Annotated in this window: 22 protein-coding genes and 1 pseudogene; 11 read left to right on the top strand and 12 right to left on the bottom strand. The window is 65.5% G+C overall.

Annotation, left to right across the window (positions count from 1 at the left end; translation table 11 throughout):
* Nucleotides 1-228 precede the first annotated feature (228 nt).
* From AABQ55_RS19510 to AABQ55_RS19490, 5 genes are all read left to right on the top strand, one after another.
* On the top strand, nt 229-1215 hold the full coding sequence (locus AABQ55_RS19510; RefSeq protein ID WP_272806200.1) for a tagatose kinase: 987 nt from the start codon (nt 229-231) through the stop codon (nt 1213-1215).
* Nucleotides 1212-2480 carry a D-tagatose-bisphosphate aldolase, class II, non-catalytic subunit gene (locus AABQ55_RS19505; RefSeq protein WP_272806199.1) on the top strand — a complete coding sequence of 423 codons (1269 nt, stop codon included), beginning with the start codon at nt 1212-1214 and terminating at the stop codon, nt 2478-2480. Before AABQ55_RS19510 ends, AABQ55_RS19505 begins: the two co-directional genes overlap by 4 nt.
* A 55-nt stretch (nt 2481-2535) precedes the next feature.
* Nucleotides 2536-3408 (top strand): carbohydrate ABC transporter permease, encoded by an 873-nt coding sequence (locus tag AABQ55_RS19500; RefSeq protein WP_272806198.1) that lies wholly within the window; start codon nt 2536-2538, stop codon nt 3406-3408.
* 68 nt (nt 3409-3476) lie between these two features.
* On the top strand, nt 3477-4301 hold the full coding sequence (locus AABQ55_RS19495) for a carbohydrate ABC transporter permease (protein WP_245083430.1): 825 nt from the start codon (nt 3477-3479) through the stop codon (nt 4299-4301).
* Between the two features lie 23 nt (nt 4302-4324).
* The gene (locus AABQ55_RS19490; protein WP_272806197.1) at nt 4325-5326 is read left to right on the top strand and encodes an ABC transporter ATP-binding protein; all 1002 of its coding nucleotides are present in this window, start codon (nt 4325-4327) and stop codon (nt 5324-5326) included.
* A gap of 52 nt (nt 5327-5378) precedes the next feature.
* On the opposite strand, the gene AABQ55_RS19485 is transcribed toward AABQ55_RS19490, so the two are convergent.
* On the bottom strand, nt 5379-5978 hold the full coding sequence (locus AABQ55_RS19485) for a DeoR/GlpR family DNA-binding transcription regulator (RefSeq protein ID WP_245082617.1): 600 nt from the start codon (nt 5976-5978) through the stop codon (nt 5379-5381).
* Between the two features lie 21 nt (nt 5979-5999).
* A pseudogene (locus AABQ55_RS37780) lies at nt 6000-6167 on the bottom strand (DeoR family transcriptional regulator); the annotation flags it as partial.
* 162 nt (nt 6168-6329) lie between these two features.
* Here AABQ55_RS37780 and AABQ55_RS19480 point away from each other — a divergent pair.
* The 4 genes from AABQ55_RS19480 to AABQ55_RS19465 all read left to right on the top strand — a co-directional run bounded on the left by AABQ55_RS19480 (nt 6330) and on the right by AABQ55_RS19465 (nt 10976).
* Complete coding sequence (locus AABQ55_RS19480; protein ID WP_272806196.1) at nt 6330-7139, top strand: inositol monophosphatase family protein; 810 nt, start codon at nt 6330-6332, stop codon at nt 7137-7139.
* A 26-nt stretch (nt 7140-7165) separates the two neighbouring features.
* A complete protein-coding gene (locus AABQ55_RS19475; RefSeq protein WP_272806195.1) occupies nt 7166-8233 on the top strand; it encodes an ABC transporter ATP-binding protein in 1068 nt (355 codons plus the stop codon).
* Nucleotides 8230-9873, top strand: a complete 1644-nt coding sequence (locus AABQ55_RS19470) for an ABC transporter permease (protein WP_272806194.1) — start codon at nt 8230-8232, stop codon at nt 9871-9873. Before AABQ55_RS19475 ends, AABQ55_RS19470 begins: the two co-directional genes overlap by 4 nt.
* 101 nt (nt 9874-9974) lie before the next feature.
* Nucleotides 9975-10976 (top strand): ABC transporter substrate-binding protein, encoded by a 1002-nt coding sequence (locus AABQ55_RS19465; RefSeq protein WP_272806193.1) that lies wholly within the window; start codon nt 9975-9977, stop codon nt 10974-10976.
* Between the two features lie 126 nt (nt 10977-11102).
* Here AABQ55_RS19465 and AABQ55_RS19460 read toward each other — a convergent pair whose 3' ends face one another.
* The 5 genes from AABQ55_RS19460 to AABQ55_RS19440 all read right to left on the bottom strand — a co-directional run bounded on the left by AABQ55_RS19460 (nt 11103) and on the right by AABQ55_RS19440 (nt 17111).
* Nucleotides 11103-12110 (bottom strand): GlxA family transcriptional regulator, encoded by a 1008-nt coding sequence (locus AABQ55_RS19460; RefSeq protein WP_272806192.1) that lies wholly within the window; start codon nt 12108-12110, stop codon nt 11103-11105.
* 27 nt (nt 12111-12137) lie between these two features.
* Nucleotides 12138-13484, bottom strand: a complete 1347-nt coding sequence (locus AABQ55_RS19455; RefSeq protein WP_272806191.1) for an NAD(P)/FAD-dependent oxidoreductase — start codon at nt 13482-13484, stop codon at nt 12138-12140.
* Complete coding sequence (locus AABQ55_RS19450; RefSeq protein WP_272806190.1) at nt 13481-14980, bottom strand: aldehyde dehydrogenase; 1500 nt, start codon at nt 14978-14980, stop codon at nt 13481-13483. The genes AABQ55_RS19455 and AABQ55_RS19450 overlap by 4 nt, the downstream gene beginning before the upstream one ends.
* A 2-nt stretch (nt 14981-14982) precedes the next feature.
* Nucleotides 14983-15888: a dihydrodipicolinate synthase family protein gene (locus tag AABQ55_RS19445; protein WP_272806189.1), complete on the bottom strand. Its 906-nt coding sequence runs from the start codon at nt 15886-15888 to the stop codon at nt 14983-14985.
* A gap of 197 nt (nt 15889-16085) precedes the next feature.
* A complete protein-coding gene (locus AABQ55_RS19440) occupies nt 16086-17111 on the bottom strand; it encodes a GlxA family transcriptional regulator (protein ID WP_272806188.1) in 1026 nt (341 codons plus the stop codon).
* A gap of 172 nt (nt 17112-17283) precedes the next feature.
* On the opposite strand from AABQ55_RS19440, the gene AABQ55_RS19435 reads away from it, so the two are divergent.
* Nucleotides 17284-18279: an ABC transporter substrate-binding protein gene (locus tag AABQ55_RS19435; RefSeq protein WP_272806187.1), complete on the top strand. Its 996-nt coding sequence runs from the start codon at nt 17284-17286 to the stop codon at nt 18277-18279.
* Between the two features lie 70 nt (nt 18280-18349).
* The gene (locus AABQ55_RS19430; RefSeq protein ID WP_272806186.1) at nt 18350-20374 is read left to right on the top strand and encodes an oxidoreductase; all 2025 of its coding nucleotides are present in this window, start codon (nt 18350-18352) and stop codon (nt 20372-20374) included.
* Between the two features lie 46 nt (nt 20375-20420).
* Here AABQ55_RS19430 and AABQ55_RS19425 read toward each other — a convergent pair whose 3' ends face one another.
* The 5 genes from AABQ55_RS19425 to AABQ55_RS19405 all read right to left on the bottom strand — a co-directional run bounded on the left by AABQ55_RS19425 (nt 20421) and on the right by AABQ55_RS19405 (nt 25819).
* Entirely contained in the window at nt 20421-21458 is a 1038-nt protein-coding gene (locus tag AABQ55_RS19425) for a quaternary amine ABC transporter ATP-binding protein (RefSeq protein WP_272806185.1), read from the bottom strand.
* Complete coding sequence (locus AABQ55_RS19420; RefSeq protein ID WP_245082656.1) at nt 21451-22338, bottom strand: ABC transporter permease; 888 nt, start codon at nt 22336-22338, stop codon at nt 21451-21453. Before AABQ55_RS19420 ends, AABQ55_RS19425 begins: the two co-directional genes overlap by 8 nt.
* A 131-nt stretch (nt 22339-22469) precedes the next feature.
* Nucleotides 22470-23471: an ABC transporter substrate-binding protein gene (locus tag AABQ55_RS19415; protein WP_245082659.1), complete on the bottom strand. Its 1002-nt coding sequence runs from the start codon at nt 23469-23471 to the stop codon at nt 22470-22472.
* Nucleotides 23472-23584: 113 nt separating this feature from the next.
* Nucleotides 23585-24931, bottom strand: coding sequence for an NAD(P)/FAD-dependent oxidoreductase (locus tag AABQ55_RS19410; protein ID WP_272806184.1), 1347 nt, complete (start codon nt 24929-24931; stop codon nt 23585-23587).
* Between the two features lie 3 nt (nt 24932-24934).
* Nucleotides 24935-25819 carry a dihydrodipicolinate synthase family protein gene (locus tag AABQ55_RS19405; RefSeq protein WP_272806183.1) on the bottom strand — a complete coding sequence of 295 codons (885 nt, stop codon included), beginning with the start codon at nt 25817-25819 and terminating at the stop codon, nt 24935-24937.
* Between the last annotated feature and the right edge of the window lie 160 nt (nt 25820-25979).

The raw sequence follows: 25979 nt of genomic DNA, 5'->3' as shown, positions 1-25979 counted from the left end.
ATTGCGATGGTGCAATGGCGAGGATTTCCGGTAATGCGCTGTAATAAAAGGGAATTAATATGAAGCTGCAGATTTTCTCTCCAGCCTTCTTGAGGAGTTGCAATCGAATTTCACATAAATAAATTTACGTACGTAAAAAATTGTTGACTTTTGCAGGGCCGATCCGCTATCACCAATGGGAAATGATCGCGGTATGCTTTCGGGCTCCGTCGCAGGGAGGGTGCATTGATGAGAGTGAGCGCAGTGGCGCCGGAAGGCCTGGGGCCGACGGTGACGGTCGGTGAGATCCTGGTGGAGATCATGGCGACGACGGTCGGGGCGGGGTTCCTTGCGCCGCAGCCGCTCGTCGGGCCGTTTGCGAGCGGCGCGCCGGCGATCTTCATCGATCAGGTGGCGCGGTTCGGCGGTGCGGCGGGCATTGTGGCGGCGGTCGGCGCCGATGACTTCGGCACGCTCAACGTGGAGCGGCTGCGCGCCGATGGCGTCGACGTGTCGGCCATCGCGGTCATTCCCGGCAAGCCGACCGGCAGTGCCTTCGTGCGCTATCGGGCGGATGGCTCGCGGGATTTCGTCTACAATATCGCCCATTCCGCGGCCGGCGACACGACGATGACGAACGCGGCGCGCGCGCTCATCGCCCGTGCCGGCCATGTCCACGTCATGGGGTCCGCTTTCGCAATCCGCGGCATCGGCGACCTCCTTCTCGAGGCGGTCGCTTCGGTCAGGGCGCGAGGCGGCTCGGTCTCCTTCGATCCGAACATCCGCAAGGAGCTGGCGCAGGACGGCGAGGGCCGCAAGCTCGTCGATGACATGCTGGCTGTCACCGATCTCCTGCTGCCCTCCGGAGACGAATTGCTCGTCGCGGCCGGCGAGGCGACGGAAGAGGCCGCGGTGGAACGCCTGCTCGGCCTCGGCATCGGCGAGGTCGTGCTGAAGCGCGGCAGCGCCGGTTCCAGCCATTTCAGCCGGGATTCCGGCCGTATCGATTGCCCGGCTTTTGCCGTGGAGGAGATCGATCCGACGGGCGCGGGCGACTGTTTCGGAGCCACCTATCTCACCGGCCGCCGCGCTGGCCTTCTGCCCGCTCACGCGCTGCTTTACGCCAATGCCGCCGGGGCGTGCGCGGTCAACCGGCAGGGGCCGATGGAAGGCGTGTCCAGCCGGCAGGCGCTCGATCAATTCATTGCGGCTGCCGGCCGGGAGGCGGGGGCATGAGCCGCTTCCTCACGGGCCTGGCCGCGGCCCGCCGCGCGGGCCGTCCCTATGGCATCGCCTCTGTCTGCTCCGCGCACCCGACCGTGCTGCGTGCCGCGTTGCGCCGGGCGGCGAAGGGCGAGGGGCCGGTGCTGATCGAAGCGACCTGCAACCAGGTCAACCAGTTCGGCGGCTATACCGGCATGACGCCCGCCGATTTCATCGCTTTCGTAGAAGTGATTGCCGCCGAGGAAGGCGTTGCGCGGGACAAGATCATCTTCGGTGGTGATCATCTCGGGCCCAATCCCTGGCGCAGGGGGCAGGCTTCGGTCGCGCTCGAAAAAGCGGCCGGCATGGTGGAGGCCTATGTCGCGGCCGGCTTCACGAAAATCCATCTCGACGCCTCGATGGGCTGCGCCGGCGAGCCGGCCGCCCTGGACGACCGTACCGTTGCCGAACGTGCCGCGGCTCTTTGCGCCGTCGCGGAGGAAACCGCCCGGCGCGGGAACCTGCCCGCTCCCGTCTATATCCTCGGCACGGAGGTGCCTGTGCCCGGCGGTGCCGACCATGCGCTGGCGACGGTCGAGCCGACCGCGCCCGACGCTGCGCGGGAGACGATCGCCGTGCACCGTGCCGCTTTCGGTAAGGCAGGGCTTTCCGATGCCTTCGCGCGGGTCATCGCCTTCGTCGTGCAGCCCGGCGTGGAGTTCGGCAGCGACAATGTCGTCGCCTACGATCCGCCGCGCGCCGCGGCCCTCAGCACCCTGCTCGACGAGGAGCCGGCGCTGGTCTTCGAGGCGCATTCCACCGATTACCAGACGGAAGAGGCGTTGGCCGCGCTGGTCGGCGATGGTTTTCCCATCCTGAAGGTCGGGCCGGGCCTCACCTTTGCCTACCGCGAGGCGCTCTATGCGCTCGATCTCGTCGCCTCGGACATCGTGCCCGGCTATGGCGACCGACCGCTGGCGCGGGCGATGGAAGCCTTGATGGTCGATGTGCCCGGGTCCTGGAGCGGCTATTACCACGGCGATGAGACTGCGCTCAGGATCCAGCGCCATTTCAGCTACAGCGACCGCATCCGCTACTACTGGACGCGGCCGGAGGCGGAGGCCGCCGTTGCGGCCCTGCTGTCGGCGCTTTCCGGCGTTCGCATTCCCGAAACGGTGCTGCACCAGTATCTGCCCACGATCGTGCCACAGGAGGCCGATCGCGCGGAAGACATCCTGATCGCCGCGGTGGATCGCGTTCTGGCGATCTATGACGGCGCGGCCGCCAATCGGCCGTGACGGAGAAAAGCGCGCGGCAGGAAGAGGCCGCCGCGTGAGGAATGGGAGGAATTTCATGGCGACGGAGAACACGCGTGGTTTGGCGCGGTTGATGTTGGCGCCCTCAGTCGGGCTGCTTCTGGTGTGGATGATCGTTCCGCTGGCGATGACGCTGTGGTTCTCGTTCCAGAACTACAACCTGTTGAACCCGGCCAATGTCAGCTGGGCGGGGCTGTTCAACTATCAGTATTTCTACACCGACCCGGCCTTCTTCCAGTCGATCTGGAACACGCTCCTGATCGTCGGCGGGGTGCTGCTGATCACCGTCGTCGGCGGCATCGCGATTGCGCTGCTGCTCGACCAGCCGATGTGGGGCCAGGGCATCGTGCGCATCATGATCATCTCGCCCTTCTTCGTCATGCCGCCGGTGGCCGCGCTGGTGTGGAAGAACATGATCATGCATCCGGGCTACGGCGTGCTGGCGGACATCAACCGCGCCGTCGGCCTGCAGCCGGTCGACTGGTTCGCGCAGTATCCGCTGTTCTCGATCATCATCATCGTCGCCTGGCAATGGCTGCCGTTCGCCACCCTCATCCTCTTGACCGCGCTGCAATCGCTCGACGGCGAGCAGAAGGAGGCGGCGGAGATGGACGGGGCCGGCTTCGTCTCCCGCTTCGTCTACCTGACGCTGCCGCATCTTTCCCGCTCGATCACCGTCGTCATCCTGATCCAGACGATCTTCCTGCTCGGCGTCTATGCGGAGATCCTCGTCACCACCAACGGCGGGCCGGGCTATGCCTCGACCAACCTGCCGTTCCTGATCTACCGCACGGCGCTGCTCGGCTACGACGTCGGCGGCGCCTCGGCCGGCGGCATCATCGCCGTCATCCTCGCCAACATCGTCGCCTTCTTCCTGATGCGCGCCGTCGGCAAGAACCTGGACAAGTAGTTTACCGCCGTTCCGGACGGAACACCGCTCCGCACGGTCCCGGAACAGCCTTTAGGGAGGACAAGACCATGGCCAGAGCCGTCTCGACAAGACGAACCGCCGTCTTCACCATCGCCGCCTGGATCATCGCGCTGATCCTCTTCTTCCCGATCCTCTATACGATCATCACCTCGTTCAAGTCCGAGACCGAGGCGATCCAGGGCTTCGACATCCTGCCGTCGGGCACGGTGGAGAGCTACGCGGCCGTGCAGGCGCAGAGCAACTACTTCAAGTTCTTCCTGAACTCGGTGATCATCTCGGTCGGCTCGACGCTGCTGGCGCTCTTGATCGCCGTGCCGGCGGCCTGGTCGATGGCCTTCTCGCCGACGAGAAGGACCAAGGACATCCTGATGTGGATGCTGTCGACCAAGATGATGCCGGCCGTCGCCGTGCTGGTGCCGATCTACCTGATCTTCCGCGACACGGGCCTGCTCGACAGCCGCGTGGGGCTCACCGTCATGCTGACGCTGATCAACCTGCCGATCGTCATCTGGATGCTCTACACCTATTTCCGCGAGATCCCCGGCGAGATCCTGGAGGCCGCGCGCATGGACGGGGCGTCGCTGTGGGGCGAGATCGTCTACGTGCTGACCCCGATGGCGGTGCCGGGCATTGCGTCCACCATGCTGCTCAACATCATCCTCGCCTGGAACGAGGCCTTCTGGACGATCCGGCTGACGACGACGAACGCCGCGCCGCTGACCGCCTTCATCGCCTCGTTCTCCAGCCCGCAGGGTCTGTTCTGGGCCAAGCTCTCGGCGGCCTCGACGCTCGCCATCGCCCCGATCCTGATCATGGGCTGGTTCAGCCAGAAACAGCTTGTCCGCGGCCTCACCTTCGGCGCCGTGAAGTAACGAAACAGACGGGAGGGACCATCATGGGCAAGATCATCCTTAAAAAGGTCAACAAGAGCTTTGGCGCCACGCAGGTCATTCCGGGCATCGACCTGACGATCGAGGACGGCGAGTTCGTCGTCTTCGTCGGCCCGTCGGGCTGCGGCAAGTCCACGCTGCTGCGCCTCATCGCGGGCCTGGAGGACACGACGAGCGGCACGATCGAGATCGACGGCAAGGACGTGACATCGGCCGCGCCCGCCAGGCGCGGGCTCGCCATGGTGTTCCAGTCCTATGCGCTCTATCCGCACATGACGGTGAAGAACAACATCGCCTTCCCCCTGAAGATGGCCAAGACCGATCCGGCCGTCATCGAGAAGAAGGTGGCGGAAGCGGCGCGCGTCTTGAACCTGACCAACTATCTCGAACGCCGCCCGGGCCAGCTGTCCGGCGGCCAGCGCCAGCGCGTGGCGATCGGCCGGGCGATCGTGCGCGAGCCCTCGGCCTTCCTGTTCGACGAGCCGCTCTCCAACCTCGACGCGGCGCTGCGCGGCACGATGCGGCTGGAGATCTCCGAGCTGCACCACCAGCTGAAGACGACGATGATCTACGTCACCCACGACCAGGTGGAGGCGATGACCATGGCCGACAAGATCGTCGTGCTGAACGCCGGCAACATCGAGCAGGTCGGCTCGCCGCTCGATCTCTACAACAAGCCGGACAACCTGTTCGTCGCCGGCTTCATCGGCTCGCCGCGCATGAACTTCGTCAAGGGCGAGGCGGCCAGGCCCTGGAACGCCCCGACCGTCGGCATAAGGCCGGAGCATATCCGCCTGTCCAAGGAGGGCGGCACCTGGAAGGGCGTCGTCGGCGTCGCCGAGCATCTCGGCTCCGACACCTTCCTGCACGTCAATGCCGAGGCCATCGGCATGGTCACCGTGCGCGCCGGCGGCGACTTCCCCGTAACACACGGCGACACCGTCTTCCTAACGCCAGACGAAACGCGAATCCATCGCTTCGACCAAAACGGGAACGCCAGCCGATGAAACGGCTGCGCGGCTTGCTCGCTCAGAGGCCGAGGGCGTGGCGCTGCCGTGATCAGCCCTCGGCAACGACGAGTTCGGCGACGGTGCTCTCGAGCGCGGCGAAGCCGGGACGCTCGCGTGCCTTGGAATCGACGACCACGTAGTCGATCTCGCCCGTCGGGCAGACACATTTCCGGCTGGTCACGCCGATTTTCGCATGATCGGCAAGAATGGTGATCTTGGCCGCCTGGCGCGCCATCGCCTCCGCGATCTCGGCTCCGTGAAGCTGATAATAGGTCGCGCCGGAGGCGGCATCGATGCCGAGCGGCGAGAGCAGGGCCATGTCCGCATGATAGCTGTAGATATCGGCAACCGTGGCGCCGCCCCAGGTTTCCAGCGGATCGCGCTTGACCGGTCCGCGCAGGAGCTGCACGCGGATGCCGTTCTCCTGGCTGTTCGGCACCTGTGCAAGTCGCGTGGCCGCCTCCAGGGAGTTGGTGACGACCGTGAGATCCGTGAGGCCGGTCGGGCCCGCCAGGACCTCCGCCATGATCGTCGTCGTCGAGCCGGCGTCCAGGAAGATGGTCTGGTGGCTTTTCAATAGCCGGAGCGCGGCGACGCAGAGCGCGCGCTTTTCATGCAGCCGCTGCGTGATGCGGACGCTGAACTCCATATCCTCGGTTTCGACCGGAACCGCGCCGCCGCGGATGCGACGCAATATTCCAGATTGTTCCATATCGATCAGATCGCGCCGTACAGTTTGACGCGAAACGCCAAAACTCTCTACGATTCGATCGATCGAAACCTGGCCGAACGATGTCAGCATAGCCCGGATCTTCTGGTGTCGTTCCTCTTGCCACATGGTTTTTTCCCGTTGCTGCGCAGACCTGTCGTTTTGTCCATTATCCTCCTTCGTTCATCGCACGCAAATTACAGATTGACGCATTTGCTACATTATGCAACATTCCCCGCTAGAAGAGCGAATGAACGTTCGCGGTGTGGAAAATCGGGAGAAGGAGCCAGGATGTCGACGGGCGGGAATACATTGAACGATGCGGCGCTCGACCGCTTGGCAGCCTTTGCCGGGGTTCTCGCCGACGAAAGCCGGCGGATGCTTCTCGACGTGATGGGGCAGCAGCGCGCCATCGAGATGAAGCCCGACCGCAGCTTCGTGACCGATATGGACCTGGCGATCGAGCGGCGGCTGCGCGAGCTGATCACCGAGGCCTATCCCGACCATGGCGTAATCGGCGAGGAGCAGGGCGGCGCATCGGTCGATTCCGAGTTCGTCTGGGTGCTCGATCCGATCGACGGCACGGCGCCGTTCATCGCCGGCATGCCGGTCTTCGGCACGCTGATCGCGCTGATGCACAATGGCCGTCCCGTCATCGGCATCATCGACCAACCGTCGGGCGGCAATCGCTGGGTCGGCGTCGAAGGGCGGCAGACGCTTTTGAACGGCGCGCCCTGCAGGACGCGCGGCTGCCCCGACCTCGGCAGCGCGATGCTCTCCGTCTGCAATCCGGATTTCTTCCATCTTTCCGAGCACCCGGCGCTCAACGCGCTGCGCGAGGCGACGGCCTGGCGCATCTATGGCGGCGCGTGCCTCAGCTTCGGCCTGCTCGCCTCCGGCCGGACCGACGTGCACATCGACACCCAGTTCAAGATCCACGACCTTGCGCCCTATACGCCGATCATCGCGGGTGCGGGCGGTGTCGTCACCGATTGGGACGGAAAGCCGATCACGCTTGAAAGCGGCCCTCGTATCCTGGCCGCCGGCGATCCGGCCCGCCACCGCGATGCGCTGGCGCTCGTTCAGGCCGCGATGGGCTGACGGACGGAAAAGGGGAGGAGGACGAGATGGGAATCAAGATTGAGAACCTCGGTGTGACCTACGGAAATCACCGGGTCATCGAGGGGCTGTCGCTGGCGATCGAGCCCGGCTCGTTCTTCACGCTGCTCGGCCCGTCCGGTTGCGGCAAGACCACGCTCCTGCGTACCATAGCCGGCTTCATCGACGCTTCCGCCGGGAGGATACTGTTCGGCGGGTCGGATGTGACGCGGCTTCCCGCCCATCGTCGCAACATCGGCATGGTCTTTCAGGATTACGCGCTGTTTCCCGACAAGACCGTCAACGACAACGTCGCCTATGGCCTGCGCGCCCGCGGCGAGGAGGGCGCCACGATGCGGCGCAAGATCGGCGAGGCGCTGGAGCGGGTCGGCCTCGGCCATCTTGGCGAGCGCCATCCGGCGGCCCTTTCCGGCGGCCAGCGCCAGCGCGTGGCGCTTGCCCGCGCGCTGGTCATCCAGCCGCAGGTGCTGCTGATGGACGAGCCGCTGTCGAACCTCGACGCCAAGCTGCGCCTGCAGGTGCGCGGCACGATCACCGAACTGCAGCGCGAGGCCGGCATCACCACCGTCTTCGTCACCCACGACCAGGAGGAGGCGCTCGCCATGTCCGACCGGATCGGCGTGATGAAGAGCGGGAAGCTGGAGCAGGTCGGCACGCCGTCGCAGATCTACCGCGAATCCGTCAGTGCCTATGTTGCCGATTTCGTCGGCGCGGCGAACACGATCGAGATCGACGCGCCGGCCGGAACCGCGGGGCAAGGCACCGCCAGCATCCGCCTTGCCGGCCATGCCATGGCGGCGCGTGTTCCCGCACCGCTCACCGGGCCGAAGGCGATGTTCGTCGCGCGGCCGGAGGATATTTCGCTCGCCCCGCGCGGCGAGGGCGGCGGCAACCGCGTGGCGGGCACCGTCACCGGCCGGCAATATCTCGGCGGCAAGACCAGCTATGTGGTCGAGATCGGCGAGGGCATCACTCTTGCCGTCGAGACCCATGGCGACGGCCACGACCGCCACGTGCCGGGCGCGGCCGTCGACCTCGGCTTCGATCCGCAAAAGACCCTGGTGCTGGCATCATGAGCGGCGCGTCCGGAACCCGCGCGGTCTGGTGGTGGCTGTCGCTTGCCATGCTCGTCGTCATGGCCGTCTTCCTGCTCTATCCGCTGCTCAACATCCTGACCGGCAGCTTCGGCAGCGGCGGGCGCAACGGCTGGGCGCAGCTCCTTGCCGACACGACCTATCTGGAGGCGATCGGCAACACGCTCATCCTCGCCACCGCGGTGACGCTGCTGTCGGTCCTCATCGGCGTGCCGCTCGCCTATCTCGCCTCGCGCTACAGCTTCCCGGGCAAATCGGCGCTTGCCCTGCTGCCGCTGATCACGCTGGTCCTCCCGGAGGTCATCACGGCGCAGACCTGGCTGATGCTGCTCGGCAACAACGGGGTAATCACCCGCGCGCTGCGCGCCTATGACATCGCGCTGCCGAGCTTCTACGGCTGGAACGGGCTGATCGTCTCGCTGACCTTCACCTACTACGCCTATGTCTATATCAGCACGCTCGCCGCCGTGCGCGGCTTCGACGTGCAGCTCGAGGAGGCCGCGCAAAGCCTCGGCACCTCGCCGGTCAAGTCGCGCCTCAAGGTTCTGGTGCCGGTCATCCTGCCCTCGGTCATGGCCGGCGCGCTCCTGGTCTTCACCATGGTCATGGGCAATTTCGGCACCTCGTCGATCCTCGGCGGACCGGTCAAGCTGCTCTCGGTCATGACGTACCAGGCGGCCGTCGCCGAAGGCGGCAGCGACCCGGTCATGCAGAGCACGCTGGCGAGCGTCGCCGTCGGCCTCATCGTCATCGTGCTGTTCTGCCAGCGCTGGATCCTGTCACGCGGCCGCTATCAGGTGGTACAGGGCCGCAGCGCCCGGCCGGTTCCGCTCGCCGGCGGGCAGGCCCTGCTGCTCGGCGGGGCGGCGGGGGCGGTGGTCGTCATCTCGCTGATGCCGCTCGTCATGCTGGTCGCCGGCGCCTTCACCCAGGCCCGCGGCCCGGTCATGGCCTGGGGCGAATGGACCTTCGCCAATTTCGAGCGCCTGCTTCTCACCAATCCCGCGCCGATCCTCAACACGCTTCTCTATGCCGGCACGGCAACGGTCATCGGCATGATGGCAAGCACCATCATCAGCTACATGATCGTCAAGAAGCGCAACACCTTCACGCCGCTGCTCGACTATCTCGGCACCTTGCCGCTGGCCCTTTCGGGCACCGCGATCGGCATCGGCCTCGCCATGTCCTTCAACGGCGGCTGGCTGCCGCTGACGGGGACCGGCGCGATCATCGTGCTCGCCTATGTCATCCGCCGCCTGCCGTTCGCCATGCGCAACGCCTCCTCGACGCTCTACAACATCCCCGATTCCATCGAGGAGGCGTCGATCAGCCTCGGCGTGCCGCCGGTGCCGAGCTTCTTCAAGGTGGTGCTGCCGCTGATGCTGCCGGCCATCGCCTCGGCCATGGTGCTGACCTGGGCTGTCACGGTCTCCGAACTCTCGACGTCGATCATCGTCTATTCCGGCGGCCGCGAGACCATGCCGATCCAGATCTACAAGCTGATCGACAGCAACCTGATGGCCTCGGCCTCGGCGATGGGCGTGCTGCTTCTGGCGGTGATCCTCATCCCGATCGTCATCGCGACGAAGGTGTTCAAGGTGGAGCTGTTCTCGTCTGGCTGAGCCGCGGCCCCGCGCCCGCATACCCGAATTCATGCGCCCGTGGACGACTGCCCCGCGGCCGGAGCCAACCCTAAAGGCAGCCAGAAAGAGGATGGAACGACATGACCTTCACGATTTCCCGACGCGGCGTGCTTGCCGGCCTTGCAGCGGCGATGCTGCCGAAAATCGCCTTCTCCCAGTCGGCCTCCGGCACGGTCGTCGTCTATACGCCCAATCCGGCGCAGGTGGTGGACGCCGTCACCGAGGGCCTGCGCCAGATCGAGCCGGGCATCTCGCTCAGCACCATCACCGGCGGCAGCGGGCAGCTTCTGCGGCGTATCGAGGCCGAGGCGGCCAGCCCGCAGGCCGACGTGTTCTGGAGCTCGAGCGAGAACACGCTCGGTGCCTTCCGCCAGCTGTTCGAGCCCTACCGCTCGAAGGAACTGTCGGCGATCCCCGAGACGCTGCACCAGAAGGAAGACCTGTGGAGCGCGACGATCACCCATGTCGTGGTCGCCATGGTCAACGGCAATCTCCTCGGCGATATCCCGGCGCCGAAGCGCTGGGAGGATTTCCTCGATCCGAAGTGGAAGGGCAAGGTGGCGATCGCCGACCCGAACAACAGCTCGACCGCCTATACGATCCTCTGGGGCATCGAGCAGCTGATGGGCAAGGAATTCTTGGAGAAACTCGCCGGCAACGTGCTGGTCAACAGCTCCGCCTCGTCGATCCTGCGTGGCGTGGCACAGGGCGAGTTCGTCGCCGGCCTTACCTTCGAGGCGAACGCCTATGCCTATGTCGCCGGCGGCCAGGCAGAGATCGCGCTGGTCTATCCGGAGGAAGGCACCTTCACCTCGCCGGAATTCATGGCCCTCATCAAGGGCGCGCCGAATGCCGATCTCGGCCGCCGCACCATGGATGCCCTGCTTTCCAAGGACATGCAGATCGCGCTGCTCGAAAACACCTTCCGCCGCCCGAGCCGCAGCGACATCGTGGTGAGCGACCATGTGGACCTGCCGGCCCTCGACAAGATCAAGATCTTCGCAACCAACGAGGCCGAAGCCGCCGCCGGGCGCAGCGATTTCCTGGCCCGCTGGCAGGGATATGTGCAGGGCGCGAAGTAAAAGCGAACTGGAATGATCAGGATGTCCGCGTACTAGCCCTACCCGGACGGCCGGGCGAGGTCGGTCTTGGACCGCCTCGCCCGGCTTTTTTGGTGTTTTGGCCGGGGCGGGCGCAAAAGCACAGGCTCAGCCGACCTGACCCGCCTTCCGCATGCCGTCGAGGCGCCGCGCCTCCGTCGGGCTGATGCCGAAATGCGCGCGGAAGCGGATGGAGAAGTGCGAAGGCCCGGAAAAGCCGGTGGCGAGCGCGATGTCGATCAGCGGCCGTTTCGGGTCCTCGGCCATCATGCGGCGGGCACTCTCCAGGCGCAGGCGCAGGTAGATGGCGCTGGGCGACGTGCCGAGGCATTCGAGAAAAAGCCGTTCCAGCTGGCGCCGCGAAAGGCCGATGAGCGTCGCAAGCGCGCTGACCGGCAGAATGTCCTCCAGATGCTGCTCCATCAGGCGGAGCGCCTGGTGCACGCGGCGGTCGCCGATCTCGATGCCGAGCGGTTTTCGCGCCTGGGCCTCGGTCGCTTCGCGCCGGTTGGAGATCTGCAGGATTTCCGTGGCGTTCCGTTCGGCGCTCTCGCCGACATGGCGCCGCACGAGCGCGGCGGCGAGGTCGGCCGAGGCGCTTCCCCCCGCGCATGTCGCAATCCTGCCGTCCAGATTGAAGATCTGCTCGCTCGTCGCGTTCAGATGCGGGAAGCGCTGCGTGAACGCCTTGTGGTGCAGCCAGCTGACACAGCTGGTGTGGTTCTTCAAGAGCCCGGCTTCGGCCAGGAGGAAGCTCCCCGTGCACAGGCCGACAAGGCCGACGCCGGCCTGTCCGGCCTTGCGGAGATAGGCGATCGCCGCGGCATCAAGCGGCTCCTCGACCTCGAGCAGGCCGCCGACAACGACGATATGGGTGTATTTGCGCGGATCGATCAGCTCGGTGGTAGACGCGACCTGCACCCCGCAGCTCGATGTCGCAAATCCGCGGGCATGCGAGAGCACGTCCCAGCTGCAACGGATCTTGCGCGAGCCGTCCTCGTCGTCGGCCGCCAGGCGCAAGGTATCGACGAAGAGCGCCATGGCCGACAGGGTGAAGCGCCTCGCAAGGATGAAGCCTATCCGCAAGGCCGGCGGGTTCTGGGCGGCTTTGGTCATCGGTGCGTTTCCTTCGCGGCGGCGGTGCTATTCCCGGCGCGCCTGCCATTCGCGCCATTTGAGATAGAGGTTCGCGCCGATCCCGGCGAAGGGCGGGGGGGCGAGCCTGGCCGGCTCTTCTTCGGCAAGGAAATGGGCCGAGATGTCCGAAGGCCTGCCGGCAACGAGGTCGGCCACGGCGATGCCCATCAGTGTGCTGCGGACCGTTCCAAGGCCGTTGCAGCCGCAGGCCGCGTAGAGGCCCGGCTCCAGCTCGCCCATCACGGAGACGCCGTTCCATGTCAGGCACAGATGCCCGGCCCAGCTGTATTCCATCGGCACGCCGGCAAGGGCGGGGAACCGGTCGGCGAACTTCTTGCGGTGGGTGCGGGCCGTGCGGGCGAGGGCGGCTTCGGACGGCACCATGCCGGGCAGGAATGTGGCGCAGGTGCGCGTGACGATGCGGTTGCCGCCCTGCGCGGTATCGATGCGGCGCATGGTCGTGCCCATCGGGTCGGAGGGCGTGATGCCCCAGCGCGGCTGGCCGCCGAGCCTGGCCAGCGTGCTGCGGTCGAGGTCCGCGGTCATCGAGGCGTAGAGGAAGATATGCATCAGCCGGCCGCGCTTGAAGCCGAAGCTTTCGAGATGGCCGTTGTTGGCAAGGATGACCCTGGCGGCGGAGACCGTGCCGCGGGGCGTCGTCAGCGCCCAGCCTTGCCCGCTCCGGGCGATGCGCGCCACCGGGGACCCCTCGAAAACGCCGACGCCGGCCTTGCGCAGGCCGGCGCCGACGGCGCGGATGTAGCCGGCCGGCTGGATCATGACGGTGCCTGGCGTATAGAGGCCGGAGCGATAGTGCCGGCTGCCGGTCACCTCCAGCATGGCCGTCTCGTCGAGCATCTCGCTCGCTTCGCCGAGGTGCCTGAGATGGGTGGCGTAGCTGGCGTTCAGCGCATGGGCCTTGCTGCTCGCCGCGCCGTTTATCTTGCCGGCCGGATCGAAGAATGCCGGGTCGATGCCGTATTCCTCGACGGCCGAGCGGGCAAAGGCGATGGCCCTGCGGTTGAGCGCGATGGTCTTCTGGTCGGCGCTCATCTCCTTGCCGGAATAGTCCTCCGAGGAGACGTCGTGCGGCAGGTCGATCATGAAGCCGGAATTGCGGCCCGACGCGCCTTCCGCAAGCCGTCCCGCATCGAGGACGGCGATCCGGATTTTCGAGTCGATCTGGCGTAGCCGCCGTGCGGCGGAGAGGCCGGCAAAGCCGCTGCCGACAATGGCGACGTCGACGGCAAGGTCACCCTCGAGCCTTTCCGGTGGCGGCTGGTCGGGAAGGATCGCGCTCCAGGCTGCCGGCCCGCGATGGACCGGCAGCCTTTCGGCCGTAAGATTGATCAAGACACGGCCTCGTCGACGTCGTCGGTGAGGTCGATCCAGATCGTCTTGATGCGCGTGTACTGGTCATGCGCGTGGATGCCGTTGTCGCGGCCGCCGAAACCGGACGACTTGAAGCCGCCGAACGGCGTCGTGATGTCGCCTTCGCCGAAGCAGTTGACCGTCACCGTGCCGGCGCGGATGGCGCGTGCCCCGCGGATCGCCCGCTTGGCATTGGCGGTGTAGATCGAGGCGGCGAGGCCGTACTCGGTGTCGTTGGCAAGCGCGATCGCCTCGTCATAGCTCTCGACGGTCAGCACCGTGAGGACCGGGCCGAAGATTTCCTCGCGCACGACCTTGGCGTCGCGGTCGGCGACGTCGATGATCGTCGGCTCGACGAAACCGTCCCTGGCCTTGCCGCCGAGCACGATCTTCTGGCCCTTTTCGAGATAGGAGGCGACCTTCTCGAAATGTGCCTTGGAGACGAGCGCGCCGACGCGGCTTTCCGGGTCGAGCGGATCGCCCATCGGCCATTCCCGGGCATGCGCCACCATGCGCTTCAACAGTTCGTCCTTGATGCCGCGCTGGACGATCAGGCGCGAGGAGGCCGAGCAGTTCTCGCCCATGTTCCAGAAGGCGCCGTTGACGAGGTGGGCGGCGACGCGGTCGAGGTTCTCCGCATCGTCGAGCACCACGGCCGGGTTCTTGCCGCCCATTTCGAGGGTGACTTCCTTGAGGTTGGACTCGGCCGAATAGCGGGGGAAGCGGCGGCCGGTCTCGGTGGAGCCGGTGAAGGACACCATGTCGACGTCCATGTGCCTGCCGAGCGGTTCGCCCACATCGGCGCCGCCGCCGGGCAGCACGTTGAACACGCCGGCGGGGATGCCGGCCTCCATGGCGAGCTCCGCCACCCGCAGCGCCGTCAGCGGCGTTTCCTTGGCCGGCTTGACGATGACGGAGTTGCCCGCCGCCAGCGCCGGGCCGATCTTCCAGGCGAGCATGAGGAGCGGGAAGTTCCAGGGCAGCACGAGGCCGACCACGCCGACCGGCTCGCGCACCACCATGGCGATATGGTTGTCGGAGGCGGGCGAGACCTGGTCGTAGATCTTGTCGATGAGTTCGGCATGCCAGGTCAGGCAATGGATGGTTTCCGGAACGTCGACATTCTCGCAATCATAGATCGTCTTGCCGCTGTCGAGGCTTTCCAGCACCGCAAGCTCGCGGGCATTGCGCTTCAGGAGCCTGGTGAAGCGGAGGAGGATTTCCTTGCGCGCCGTCGGATGCAGACGCGACCAGCGGCCGTCCTCGAAGGCGTCTCGCGCCTTGGCGACGGCGAAGTCGACATCCTCCGGGCCGCAGGACGCGACCCTGGCCAGTACCGCGCCCGTCGCCGGATTGCTCGTTTCGAAGGTCTTGCCCGAGATCGCCGGCCGGAAGGCGCCGTCGATGAAGGCCTGGGTCGGGAAGTCGAGGCCGGCGGCAATCGCCTTGTATTCGTCGTGTGTCAGAAGATCGCCCATGTTCACGCCTCCGCTTCGATCTGTGCAATCGTGCGCTTTACGACGCGCACCACCTGTTCCAGTTGCCGCATGTCATCCTTGTTCAGGGGTTTGAGCGGCGGGCGCGGCGGGCCGGCGGTAAAGCCGTTCATCTCGCAGCCGTACTTGATGCACTGGATGAACTTGCCGCCCTGTTCGAGCACGCGCATCAGCGGCATCAGCGCCGACATGATGCGCCGGCCCTTCGTGAAGTTTCTTTCGACGACGCAGGCCCTGTAAAGCGCGATATGTTCCGCCGGCAGGAAGTTGGAACCGCCGCAGACCCAGCTCCTCGCGCCCCAGGCGAAGAATTCCAGTGCCTGGTCGTCCATGCCGCAGGACATCTGGATATGCGGGTAGTCGCGGGCCAGCAGGTGCACGCGATTGATGTCGCCGGAGCTTTCCTTGATCGCACAGAAATTCCGGCTGCGGCCGACGCGGTCGAGGAATTCCTCGCCCATGTCGATGCCCATGCGTCCGGGATAGTTGTAGAGCATGATCGGCAGATCGGCGGCGCGGTCGATGGCGAGCGCGTTCAACGCGTTTTCCCGCTCGGTCGGCACGGAGTAGGGCGGTGAGCCGACGAGGATGGCGGCCGCGCCGATCTTCGCCGCGGTCTCGGCCATGGCGATGGAATCCTCCAGTCGGATGGCGACGGTGCCCACCACGAGCGGCACGCGATCGCCGATCACCTCTTTCGCGAACCTGGCCATCTCCACGCGCTCGTCCATCGACTGGGCGTAATACTCGCCCGTCGAGCCGCCATTGATGAGGCCGTGCACGCCGGATGCGATCAGGTGCTCGATCATGCGGGCAAACGCGTCCCGGTCGATCGACCCGTCGTCGCGATGCGGCGTTATCACCGGCGTGTAGATGCCGTCGAATTCCATGAAGTCCTCCTGGGATTGTCGGTTCGATAGCCGAGCCGGAAGTTTCCGTTTTCATCGGCCCCATCGAAGTAGACATACTGTAGCTCAATAGAAGACATAATGTCTACAATAAAAATACTCAGCTTGAGCGCAGCTTCCGGAACCCGCGCGGACGCGTGCGTTCCGGCGCCAAGGCTTTGGACTTTCTGGAGAACCGGTCAGCGCAGGCCGAGTTCGCGATGCGAGCGGCGCAGCTTCGCCGGCGTGATGTGGTAGGTGCGCCGGAACCAGTTCACGAGGTGGGCGCAGTCCGTGAAGCCGCATTCATAGGCGATCTGGGCAATGGAGCGATCGCTGTTCAGCACCATCCATTTCGCCGCCTTCAGCCGCATCTGGCGCCAGTACTGGCTGGGCGCGACCTGCAGGTGTTTCCGGAACAGGCGGGACAGTTCACGCTCCGACGTGCCGACGCTTGCGGCGATCTCGGCGACGGAACAGAGTTCGTACATTTTCTGGCGCATCAGGCCGATGGCGTTGGCCACGCGACGATCCTCGCATTTGAGGCCGATATCCTGCTCCTCGACCGCCGCGTCCTTCTCGAAGCCCTGATCGCCGAGAAGATAATGAAAGGCCTTGTGGGCGCGGGATTCGCCGCAGGCATTGGCGACGAGATACATGGCGAGTCTGATCGAGGCCAGGCCGCCGGGGCAGGTGATGACGCCGCCGTCGACCACGACCGGCCGGTCCGTGACGGGAATGACATCCGGAAAGGTCTGGCGCAGCACGCCCGCCAGCGCGAAATGCACCGCACACCGTTTGCCGGAGAGAAGGCCTGCCTCCGCCAGCACGAAGCTTCCCGAGCAGTTGCCGGCGACGGGAACGCCCATGCGTGCGGCGGAAAGCACGAAGTCGTAGAGCTCCGGCGGGATCCGGTGGTCGCCATGAAGGATGCCGCCATGCACGACGATGACGTCATAGTCGCGCGGGTCGCCATAGGTCCGGCCGGGCGTCAACGCCAGTCCGCAGCTCGCGCGCACGGGATCGAGCGTGTGCGACAACAGATGCCAGTCGCAATAGATCCGTCGGCTGTAGTCGCTTTCGTCCCCGGCCAGCCGCAGGAAATCGGTGAAGCAGCCGAGCGGCATCAGCGTGAAGTTCGGGGTGGCGACGATGCCGATCCGGAGCGGCGCCGTGATGTCCGGTGGCGGCTTGCTCGGTCCCAGAGGGGCGTAATCACGCTGCAAGACGGGTCTCCGCGCCATCGAAATTGTCCTAAACGTACAATACGGCGCCGATGAAGGCAAATAGCATTGATTTGCGTTGGTAAGGGAAGGGGAGGTCCAGTGCCGAAGCACCGGAATGGCCGTTCCCGCCCCGCCGAGCAGATCCATCAAAAAATGCGAACAGGGGAACAGGATGAACAAGCTTCTCGCACTTTCGACGGTCGTTCTGGCCGTCGGTTTCGCCCACGGCGCCCATGCCGACTGCGGCACGGTCACGGTGGCGAACATGAACTGGCAAAGCGGTGAACTTCTCGCACATGTCGACAAATTCATCCTGGAGCAGGGCTTCGGCTGTCAGGTCGAATTCGTGCCCGGCGACACCGTGCCGACGATCACCTCCATGGTCGAAAAAGGCCAGCCCGACATTGCTGGCGAGTCCTGGGTGGACCTCGTTCCGGAAATCGTCAAGCGTGGCGTCGACGAGCGCAGGATTGTAAATATCGGACCGGCACTTTCGGATGGCGGCATCCAGGGCTGGTACATTCCGAAGTTCATCGTCGACGCCCATCCCGACATCAGGACGGTCGACGACGCCTTCGCCCGTCCCGAGCTTTTCCCGGCGCCGGAGAATGCCGCGCGGGGCGCGGTGTTCAACGGCCCGCAGGGCTCCGGCGGCTCGGTCGTCAGCGCGCAGCTTTTCAAGGCCTATGGCGGCGAGGCCAAGGGTTTCGACCTCGTCGATCCCGGCACGCAGGCCGGTCTCGACGGTGCAATGGCCAAGGCCTACGAGCGCAAGGAAGGCTGGATGGGCTATTACTGGTCGCCGACGGCATTGCTCGGGAAATACGAGATGGTGCGCCTCGATGCCGGCGTGGCCCACGATGCGGCCGAATGGAAGCGCTGCAACACCGTCGCCGATTGTCCCGATCCGAAGAAGAACGAATGGCCGAAGGACAATGTCGTGACACTCGTCTCGCAGCGTCTCGTCGATAGTGGAAATGCCGGCGTGATCGATTATCTTCGCAAGAGGTCGTGGGACAACCAGACCGTCAGCGCGGTGATGTCATGGATGACCGATACGCAGGCGAGCGGCGAGGATGGCGCGGCGCATTTCTTCAAGGAGCACCCGGACCTCTGGAAATCCTGGCTGAGCGCCGACGTCGCGGACAAGATTGCCGCCGCCCTCTGAACTTCCGGCGCGGGTCTTTCGAGGCCCGCGCCACTGCATTGTGCCCCGCAGCAGCTTTCCAGGATCCAAGATGACGCCCTCCTTTCCCAAGACCTTTTCCGAAATCAAGCTCGCCGGCCATACGCTGCGCAACAGGATCGTCTTCGGCGCGCACACGGCCAACATGTCCGTCAACGGACTGCCGAGCGAACAGACGATCGCCTACTATGTCGAGCGGGCGATCGGCGGCGCGGCGATGATCGTCGTCGAGCCGATGCCGGTGCATCCGGCGACCGTGCTGACGCGCGGCAATTTCCGCACCTGCGACGATTCCGTCATCCCCGCCTTCAGCAGGCTGACGGAAAGCGTGAAGCGGCATGGTGCGGTCGTGCTCCAGCAGCTCTATCACGTCGGCAGCCATGGTGATTCCGACCTGTCCTTCCATGCGCACTGGTCGCCCTCCGGCGGGCCGAGCTACCACGACAGCGACGGCTCCCATGCGATGACGGAGGCCGAGATCGAAGAGACCATCGAAGCCTTCGTCAGTGCGGCGCGGCGCTGCCAGGCGGCGGGTTTCGACGGCGTGGAGGTCTGGGCGGCCTATGGCGGCCTGCTCGACCAGTTCTGGACGCCGTTCTACAACAGGCGCGAGGACAGATGGGGCGGCAGCCTGGAAAACCGGACGCGGTTCTCGCGCGAGATCCTGAGCCGCATCCGGCGGCTCTGCGGCCCGGATTTCATCGTCGGCCTGACCGTCAGCGACGAGCCGGGCTGTCCCACGGCGCTCACCCGCGACCAGATCACGGAGATCGTCGCCGGTCTGGATGCGGACAGGCTGATCGATTACGTCACCTGCGGGTCCGGCGGCTATTTCGACTATGGCAGCCTGATGCCGACCTTCCTCTATCCCGAACGGCTCGGGATCGAGCTTTCGGCACGCCTGAAGAAGGTCGTCAGCCATGCCCTGGTCACGGCCGAAAGCCATATCCGCACGCCTGACAATGCGGAGATCACGCTGGGCGAGGGATCGGCGGACCTCGTTTCCATCGTGCGCGGCCAGATCGCCGATCCGCATCTCGCCAACAAGGCGCGCAGCGGCACGCCGGAAGATATCCGCGGCTGTCTTTCCTGCAACCAGATGTGCTGGGGGCGGCGGTCGCGGGACTACTGGATCAGCTGTCTCATCAACCCCTCGGTCGGGCGGGAGGCCGAGTGGGGCGGCGATCGCTTCGAGCGCGTGGCGGACCCGCAATCCGTGCTGGTCGTCGGCGGCGGGCCGGCGGGGCTGGAGGCCGCGCGGGCCGCGGCGGAAAAGGGCCATCGCGTCGTGCTGGCGGAAGCCGCCGACAGGCTCGGCGGCGCCTTCCGCCTCGCCGGCGAACAGCCGCGGCGCGCGCAGATCCTCGACCTCATCGGCTGGTACGAGACCCGGTTCGCAAAGCTCGGCGTCGAGGTCCGACTGAACAGCTATCTGGAAGGCGGAGACGTCTCGGCGATCGGCGCCGATGTCGTCATCCTCGCCACCGGCTCCCTGCCGCTTGAGAGCGGCTTCCAGAAAGCCCGGCCGGACCATCCGTCGCTCGCGGGTGTTGAGCGCGGCAACGTGTTCTCCGCCGAAAGCGTCATGGCCCGCCAGGCTCGGCTCGGCCGCCGCGTCGTGGTCCTGGACGAGACCGGTGGCTGGAAGGGCTGCGGTACGGCCTGGAAGCTTGCCGAGCAGGGCCACGCGGTGACGTTCGTGACGCCCGATGCGCTGGTCGGCAAGGAACTCCAGCGCACCGCCGCCGACGTTCCCCTGCGGCGCACGCTGAGCCGGCTCGGCGTTCAGTTCCGCACGGAGACGAGCATCGAGAGCTGGCAGGGCAATGCCGCGACACTCGTCTCGCACCTCACCGGCAGGAACGAGACGATCGAGGCCGACAGCCTCGTCTTCTCCACGACGAATGTCGCGGCGAACTGGCTGGCGCTGGAACTGGCGGAATTGGGCATTCCCTTCGTCGAGATCGGCGACGGTGTCGCGCCGCGCCAGGCGCCCTATGCCTTCTACGAGGGCCGGCGTGCCGGCATGGCGATCCCCTCTGCCGCAGCGGGCGGGCAGGAGGTTCGCGTGGCCTGATCGAACGTATGATGACCGCCCGGCGGGCGGTCATCTCCTTTGCGATTCAGCGCGCCGCATTCACCATGGCGCCGGCGAGCTGCCGGACGGTCACCACGCCGAGCGTTTCGCCGCTCGAGGAGACGACGACGCCCTCGTCGGCAACCTCGCGGGAGAGGACCCGAAGGGTGTCTTCGACCGTCGTTCCGCTCACGACCGTCGGCTTGCCCGATGCCTGTACCGCACCTGGCGTCATCACCGCTTCGACATGCACCACCCGTCCGCGGTTCACTTCCTTGACGAAGTTGGCGACATAGTCGTCGGCGGGACGCAGCACGATATCCTGGCTGGTGCCCTGCTGGATGACCTCGCCGTCGCGCAGGATGGCGATCTGGTCGCCGAGGCGCAGCGCCTCGTCGAGGTCGTGGGTGATGAACACGATGGTCTTCCTGATCTCCTTCTGCAGGTCGAGCAGCACGGTCTGCATGTCCGTCCGGATCAGCGGATCGAGCGCCGAATAGGCCTCGTCCATCAAAAGGACCGGCGCATCGTTGGCGAGCGCCCGGGCAAGGCCCACGCGCTGCTGCATGCCGCCGGAGAGCTGGTTGGGGTATTTTTCCTCGAACCCCCTTAGGCCGACGCGTTCGAGCCAGCGCATGGCCGTGTCGAGGCTCTTCTGGCGCGGCATGCCCTGAATCTCCAGCCCGAAGATCGTGTTGTCGAGCACGGTGCGGTGGGGCAGCAGCGCGAATTTCTGGAACACCATCGCCGTCTGGTGGCGGCGGAATTCCCTGAGTTCGGCCTCCTGCATCGTCACCACGTCCACGCCATCGACCAGGACCTCGCCGGCCGTCGGATCGATCAGCCGGTTGATGTGGCGGATCAGCGTCGACTTGCCGGAGCCGGAGAGGCCCATGATCACCTGGATCGAGCCCGAGGGCATTTCGATGTTGATGTCGCTGAGGCCGAGCACATGGCCGTATCTGGCGTTGAGCTCCGCCTTGGTGAGGCCGTTCTTGACGGCCTCGATATGGGCGCCCGCATTGGGGCCGAAGATCTTGTAGAGGTTGCGGATCTTAATGCCGCCGAAGGCGTGCTCAGCCATGGACGATCTCCCGGTGCTTCTGCAGGCGCTTGCCATAGGCCTGGCTGACGCGATCGAACATGATGGCGATGCCGACGATGGCGAGGCCGTTGAAGATGCCGAGCGTGAAGTACTGGTTGGCGATGGCCTTGAGCACCGGCTGGCCGAGGCCCTGCACGCCGATCATGGAAGCGATGACCACCATGGCGAGCGCCATCATGATCGTCTGGTTGATGCCGGCCATGATGGTGGGAAGGGCCAATGGCAGTTGCACCTTGAAGAGCTTCTGGCGGTTGTCCGCGCCGAAGGCGTCGGCGGCTTCGAGAACATCCTTGTCGACGAGGCGGATGCCGAGGTCGGTGAGGCGGATCATCGGCGGGATGGCGTAGATGACGACGGCGATCAGCCCCGGCACCTTGCCGATGCCGAGCAGCATGACGACGGGGATGAGATAGACGAAGCTCGGCATGGTCTGCATGACGTCGAGGACCGGGTTGACGACGCGCTGCATCCTGTCGGAGCGTGCCATGAGGATGCCGATCGGGATGCCGATGGCGATCGACAGCACCGTGCAGACGAAGATCATGGAGATCGTCCGCATCGTATCGTCCCACATGTCGAAATAGCCGATGATCATGAGGGTCGCGAGACAACCGGCGGTGATGCGCAGGCTGCGCGTCGCAGCATAGGCGATGGCGAGGATCAGCAGCGTGATGATGGGCCAGGGCGTCTTCAGCATGAAGCGCTCCGAGGCGATGAGGAAATGCTGAAGGGGCGAGAAGAAGCCCTCGATGATATCGCCATAGCTGCGGGTGAAGCCGCGAAAGCCATCGTCGATGGCCTTTTTCAGGTCCCGCAGCGAATTGTCGTCCATGTGCGGGAATTTGAAAAACCAGTCCATTCCGTTCCCCTTTTCCAAAGAGCCGACCTCGTGTGTTCTTCTTGTTCTGCCGGCAGGATTGGTGCGACGCGCAGGCCCGCATCGCACCGATTTTCGCGGGGGGCGGCCGTCGCTCGCCCCCAAGGCATGGCCTAGAGCGCAGCTTCGATCTTTTCGGCGGCTTCCGGGGAGACCCAGGCCTTCCACATGTCCTTGTTCTCTTCGAGGAAGTGCTTTGCGCCGTCTTCGCCGCTTGCCTGGTTGTCGGTCATCCAGGCCATCAGCTTGTTGACCGTGTCGTTCGACCAGGAGCGCTTCGCCAGATAGTCCATGACCTCGGGACCGGCCGTTTCGGAGAAGGATTTTGCCACGAGCGTCACGACCTTGTCGGCCGGCCAGTCGTTGGTCTTCGGATCCGGGCAATCGGCGACGGTGTTGCAACGCTTCCACTCGGCCGCGTCATAGGGCACGCCATGGCCGAGCTTCACCATCTCGTATTTGCCGAGGAGGGCGGTCGGCTCCCAGTAATAGCCGGCCCAGCCTTCCTTGCGCTCATAGGCCTTGGCGATCGAGCCGTCGAGGCCGGCGGCCGAGCCGGTATCGACCAGCGTGAAGTTCGCCGCCTCCGCGTCATAGGCCTTGAAAAGCTGTGCGGTGACGACCGTGCCGCCCCAGCCCTGCGGACCGTTGTAGATCGCGCCCTTGCTGGAATCTTCCGGGTCCGGGAAGAGTTCGGGATGCTTCAGCACATCCTGGATCGTCTTGATGTCGGGATGGGCGTCGGCGAGATATTTCGGAATGAACCAGCCCTGGACGCCGCCGTCGGGAAGCGGCGAGCCGACCTGCACGATGCGGCCTTCATCCGTGCCCTTCTTGACCACGTCGGGCAAGAGGTCGATCCAGGCTTCCGGCGCGATATCCGGCTCGCCTTTCTCTGCCATGGAGGTGATGGTCGGGACCGTGTCGCCGATGGTGATCTCGGCATTGCAGCCGTAGCCTTCGTTGAGGATGATCTTGTCGAGGTTGGAGAGCACTTCGGCGCTCTGCCAGTTCATGCTGGCGATGGTGATGTCGCCGCATTCGGCGGCGCTGGCCAGCGATGCGCCGGCGACGGTGCCCAGGAGCAATGCGGTTGATGCAAGCAGAATTTTCATTTGCGTTCCCTTTGTGTTAGCGGCGAAGCTGAGATGCGCCGGAGCGCCGCGACATCCGGCCTGATGGTGAACTTTTTCGATGGATCGCGCCGCGCCCGGCAGGCGCTTCGGGATCACTCCGCGCCGGCCCTCCATTCCTTGAAGGCCAGGTTCGCCTTCGCGCCGATGGTCCTGAACGGCTGCATCGGGAGCGGTCTGGGTGCCTCGAAGCGTGCGAAGATTTCCGTGAGCCGCGATTTCCGGCCGAGCATCAGGTCGGCCGCGGCGATGCCGTTGGCGGTCGCCTTCGTCGCGCCCACGCCGTTGCAGCCGCATGCCGCGAAGATGCCGCGCTCGATCTCGCCGAAGGCGGGCACGGCGTTCCATGTGAGCGCCATCGCCCCGCCCCAGCGATATTCCATCGGGACGTCTGCAAGCGCGGGAAAGCGCGCGCTGTACTTCTGGTCATGCTTCGCGGCGGCACGTCGAAGCGTCCCGTTTCCGGCCTCGATGCCCGCGTGATAGGTGTAGCGGGAGCGCACGAGGATGCGGTCGCCGCGCTCTCCCGCGATACGGCGGACCGTCGTTCCCATCGGCAGCGCCGGCGTGGCCGCCCAGTTCCTCTGTCCGCGAAGGCGGCCGGGATCGAACGCGCGCGTCATCGATGCCCATGTGAACACGTGGAGAAGGCGGCTTTCGAAGAAGCCGAAGCTTTCCGCGTGGCCGTTGTTTGCCAGGATGATCCTGCCCGTGCTGATAGCGCCGTGCGGCGTCGTCACGGTCCATTCGCCACCGCCGCCTTCGATCCGCACCGCGGGCGAATTCTCATAGACCGTGACCGGATCACGCAGGCTGTCGGCCAGTCCGCGAATATAGGCAGCGGGCTGGACCATCACCGTTCCCGGCATGAAGAGGCCGGACGTATAGGTCTCGACACCCGTTATATCGGCGATCCCGCGCGCATCGAGCAGCTGATGCCTTTCTCCGAGCGCCGCCAGGCCTTCCGCGTATTTGACCAGATGCCGATCGCCCTCGTCGCTGATGGCGACGCTGTAGCGTCCGCATGGATCGAAGATCGTGCGTTCCCAGCGCTGCTCCTCGGCGACGGCACTTGCCAGCGCAATCGCGGTGCGGCTGATCTCGATGGCCTCGCGGTTCTTGGCGATCGTGTCGCCACCATAGTCCTCGGAAGAGACGTCGTGCGGCAGGTCGATGATGAAGCCGGAGTTGCGACCGGCGGCCGCGTCCCCGATGACGCCGGCCTCGAGCACCGCGACCCGCAGGGAGCGATCGATATCCCCTACCCTGCGCGCGGCGGAGAGGCCCGCGAAGCCGCCACCGATGATCACCACATCGGCGGTGGAGCGACCCGCGAGCCGGGGCTTCGCCTGGCGGGGAGGGAGCATCGCCACCCATCCGGAGACGCCCGTGTTCGTCGGGAGCCTCGATGCGGCAAAGACCTTTTTCGCGGGACGGCTCACGGCTCAGGCTTCGCGTTCGACGAGGGTGCCGAGCGCCGTGCGGAGAATGTCGATCCGCTCGGGCGACAGGGCCCTGAGCGGCTTGCGCGGTGCGCCCGCGCCATAGCCGGTGAGTTCGGCGGCGGCGTAGACGGACTGCACGTAGTCGCCTTCCCAGATCAGGGACATGGCGGGCTCGAGGACCGTCCAGATCGCGCGTGCCTTCGACCAGTCGCCGGCCATTGCGGCTGCAACGAGGGCAAGTGCGGTGCGCGGCGCGAAGTTCGCACCACCCCAGATCAGGCCGCTCGCGCCGGACCAGAGCGCGAAGGGCACGAGATTGTCGGCGCCGTTCATGACGGGCAGGCCGGTGCGGATGAGGGATGCCTGCCTGCCGAGGTCGCCGCTGCTGTCCTTGACGGCGCAGAAGTTCGGGATCGCGCACAAGTCCGCAAGCAACGACGGCGTGACCGTGACGCCCACCGCATGGGGAACGTTGTAGCCGATGACCGGCAGTCCGGCGGCTGCGACCTCCGTATAGAAATCGATGATGCCCTGGTCGTCGGTCGGCCCCTCGAAGAAGGGCGGAAGCACCATGACGCCGTCAGCGCCGCAATCGGCCGCATGCTTCGTCCGGGCGACGACGTCGTCCGTCAGAAGGGCGGAGGTCTGGACGATGAGCTTTGCACGTCCGTTGATGATCTTCGATCCGCGCCGCACGAGTTCGTCCGACTCTTCCCGCGAAAGATAGACATGCATGCCGGTGCCGGAGCTGAGGACGAAGCCAGGCACGCCCAGCGCCAGGTAGCGTTCGAGGTTCTGTTCCAGCCGCGCATGGTCGATGCGGCCCTCGGCGTCGAAGGGCGTGGCAATGGCAAGGTTCAGGCCCGCAAAGGGGAAGTCGGTCATGGCAGCAGGTCCGCGGTTCGACGGGATCGGATGAGGCCGTCGGTGCGTAACGCACCGACGGCTCCGGGTGTCATGCAGGGCTATCTTTGAAAGACAATAAGTAGACAATTGATAGACTGTCAATAGGCATGATGCTAGCATGCCCGCGCAATTCGCTTCG

Origin of the sequence: Shinella sp. WSD5-1 (assembly GCF_963942435.1) — a bacterium.
GTDB classification, from domain to species: Bacteria; Pseudomonadota; Alphaproteobacteria; order Rhizobiales; family Rhizobiaceae; genus Shinella; species Shinella yambaruensis.
This window is presented reverse-complemented; position numbering and strand designations above follow the sequence as displayed.

Bases quoted from the DNA above. Each gene is read 5' to 3' on its own strand.
- AABQ55_RS19510 (WP_272806200.1), top strand. From the start codon at position 229: ATGAGAGTGAGCGCAGTGGCGCCGGAAGGCCTGGGGCCGACGGTGACG.
- AABQ55_RS19505 (WP_272806199.1), top strand. From the start codon at position 1,212: ATGAGCCGCTTCCTCACGGGCCTGGCCGCGGCCCGCCGCGCGGGCCGT.
- AABQ55_RS19500 (WP_272806198.1), top strand. From the start codon at position 2,536: ATGGCGACGGAGAACACGCGTGGTTTGGCGCGGTTGATGTTGGCGCCC.
- AABQ55_RS19495 (WP_245083430.1), top strand. From the start codon at position 3,477: ATGGCCAGAGCCGTCTCGACAAGACGAACCGCCGTCTTCACCATCGCC.
- AABQ55_RS19490 (WP_272806197.1), top strand. From the start codon at position 4,325: ATGGGCAAGATCATCCTTAAAAAGGTCAACAAGAGCTTTGGCGCCACG.
- AABQ55_RS19485 (WP_245082617.1), bottom strand. From the start codon at position 5,978: ATGGAGTTCAGCGTCCGCATCACGCAGCGGCTGCATGAAAAGCGCGCG.
- AABQ55_RS19480 (WP_272806196.1), top strand. From the start codon at position 6,330: ATGTCGACGGGCGGGAATACATTGAACGATGCGGCGCTCGACCGCTTG.
- AABQ55_RS19475 (WP_272806195.1), top strand. From the start codon at position 7,166: ATGGGAATCAAGATTGAGAACCTCGGTGTGACCTACGGAAATCACCGG.
- AABQ55_RS19470 (WP_272806194.1), top strand. From the start codon at position 8,230: ATGAGCGGCGCGTCCGGAACCCGCGCGGTCTGGTGGTGGCTGTCGCTT.
- AABQ55_RS19465 (WP_272806193.1), top strand. From the start codon at position 9,975: ATGACCTTCACGATTTCCCGACGCGGCGTGCTTGCCGGCCTTGCAGCG.
- AABQ55_RS19460 (WP_272806192.1), bottom strand. From the start codon at position 12,110: ATGACCAAAGCCGCCCAGAACCCGCCGGCCTTGCGGATAGGCTTCATC.
- AABQ55_RS19450 (WP_272806190.1), bottom strand. From the start codon at position 14,980: ATGGGCGATCTTCTGACACACGACGAATACAAGGCGATTGCCGCCGGC.
- AABQ55_RS19445 (WP_272806189.1), bottom strand. From the start codon at position 15,888: ATGGAATTCGACGGCATCTACACGCCGGTGATAACGCCGCATCGCGAC.
- AABQ55_RS19435 (WP_272806187.1), top strand. From the start codon at position 17,284: ATGAACAAGCTTCTCGCACTTTCGACGGTCGTTCTGGCCGTCGGTTTC.
- AABQ55_RS19430 (WP_272806186.1), top strand. From the start codon at position 18,350: ATGACGCCCTCCTTTCCCAAGACCTTTTCCGAAATCAAGCTCGCCGGC.
- AABQ55_RS19425 (WP_272806185.1), bottom strand. From the start codon at position 21,458: ATGGCTGAGCACGCCTTCGGCGGCATTAAGATCCGCAACCTCTACAAG.
- AABQ55_RS19420 (WP_245082656.1), bottom strand. From the start codon at position 22,338: ATGGACTGGTTTTTCAAATTCCCGCACATGGACGACAATTCGCTGCGG.
- AABQ55_RS19415 (WP_245082659.1), bottom strand. From the start codon at position 23,471: ATGAAAATTCTGCTTGCATCAACCGCATTGCTCCTGGGCACCGTCGCC.
- AABQ55_RS19405 (WP_272806183.1), bottom strand. From the start codon at position 25,819: ATGACCGACTTCCCCTTTGCGGGCCTGAACCTTGCCATTGCCACGCCC.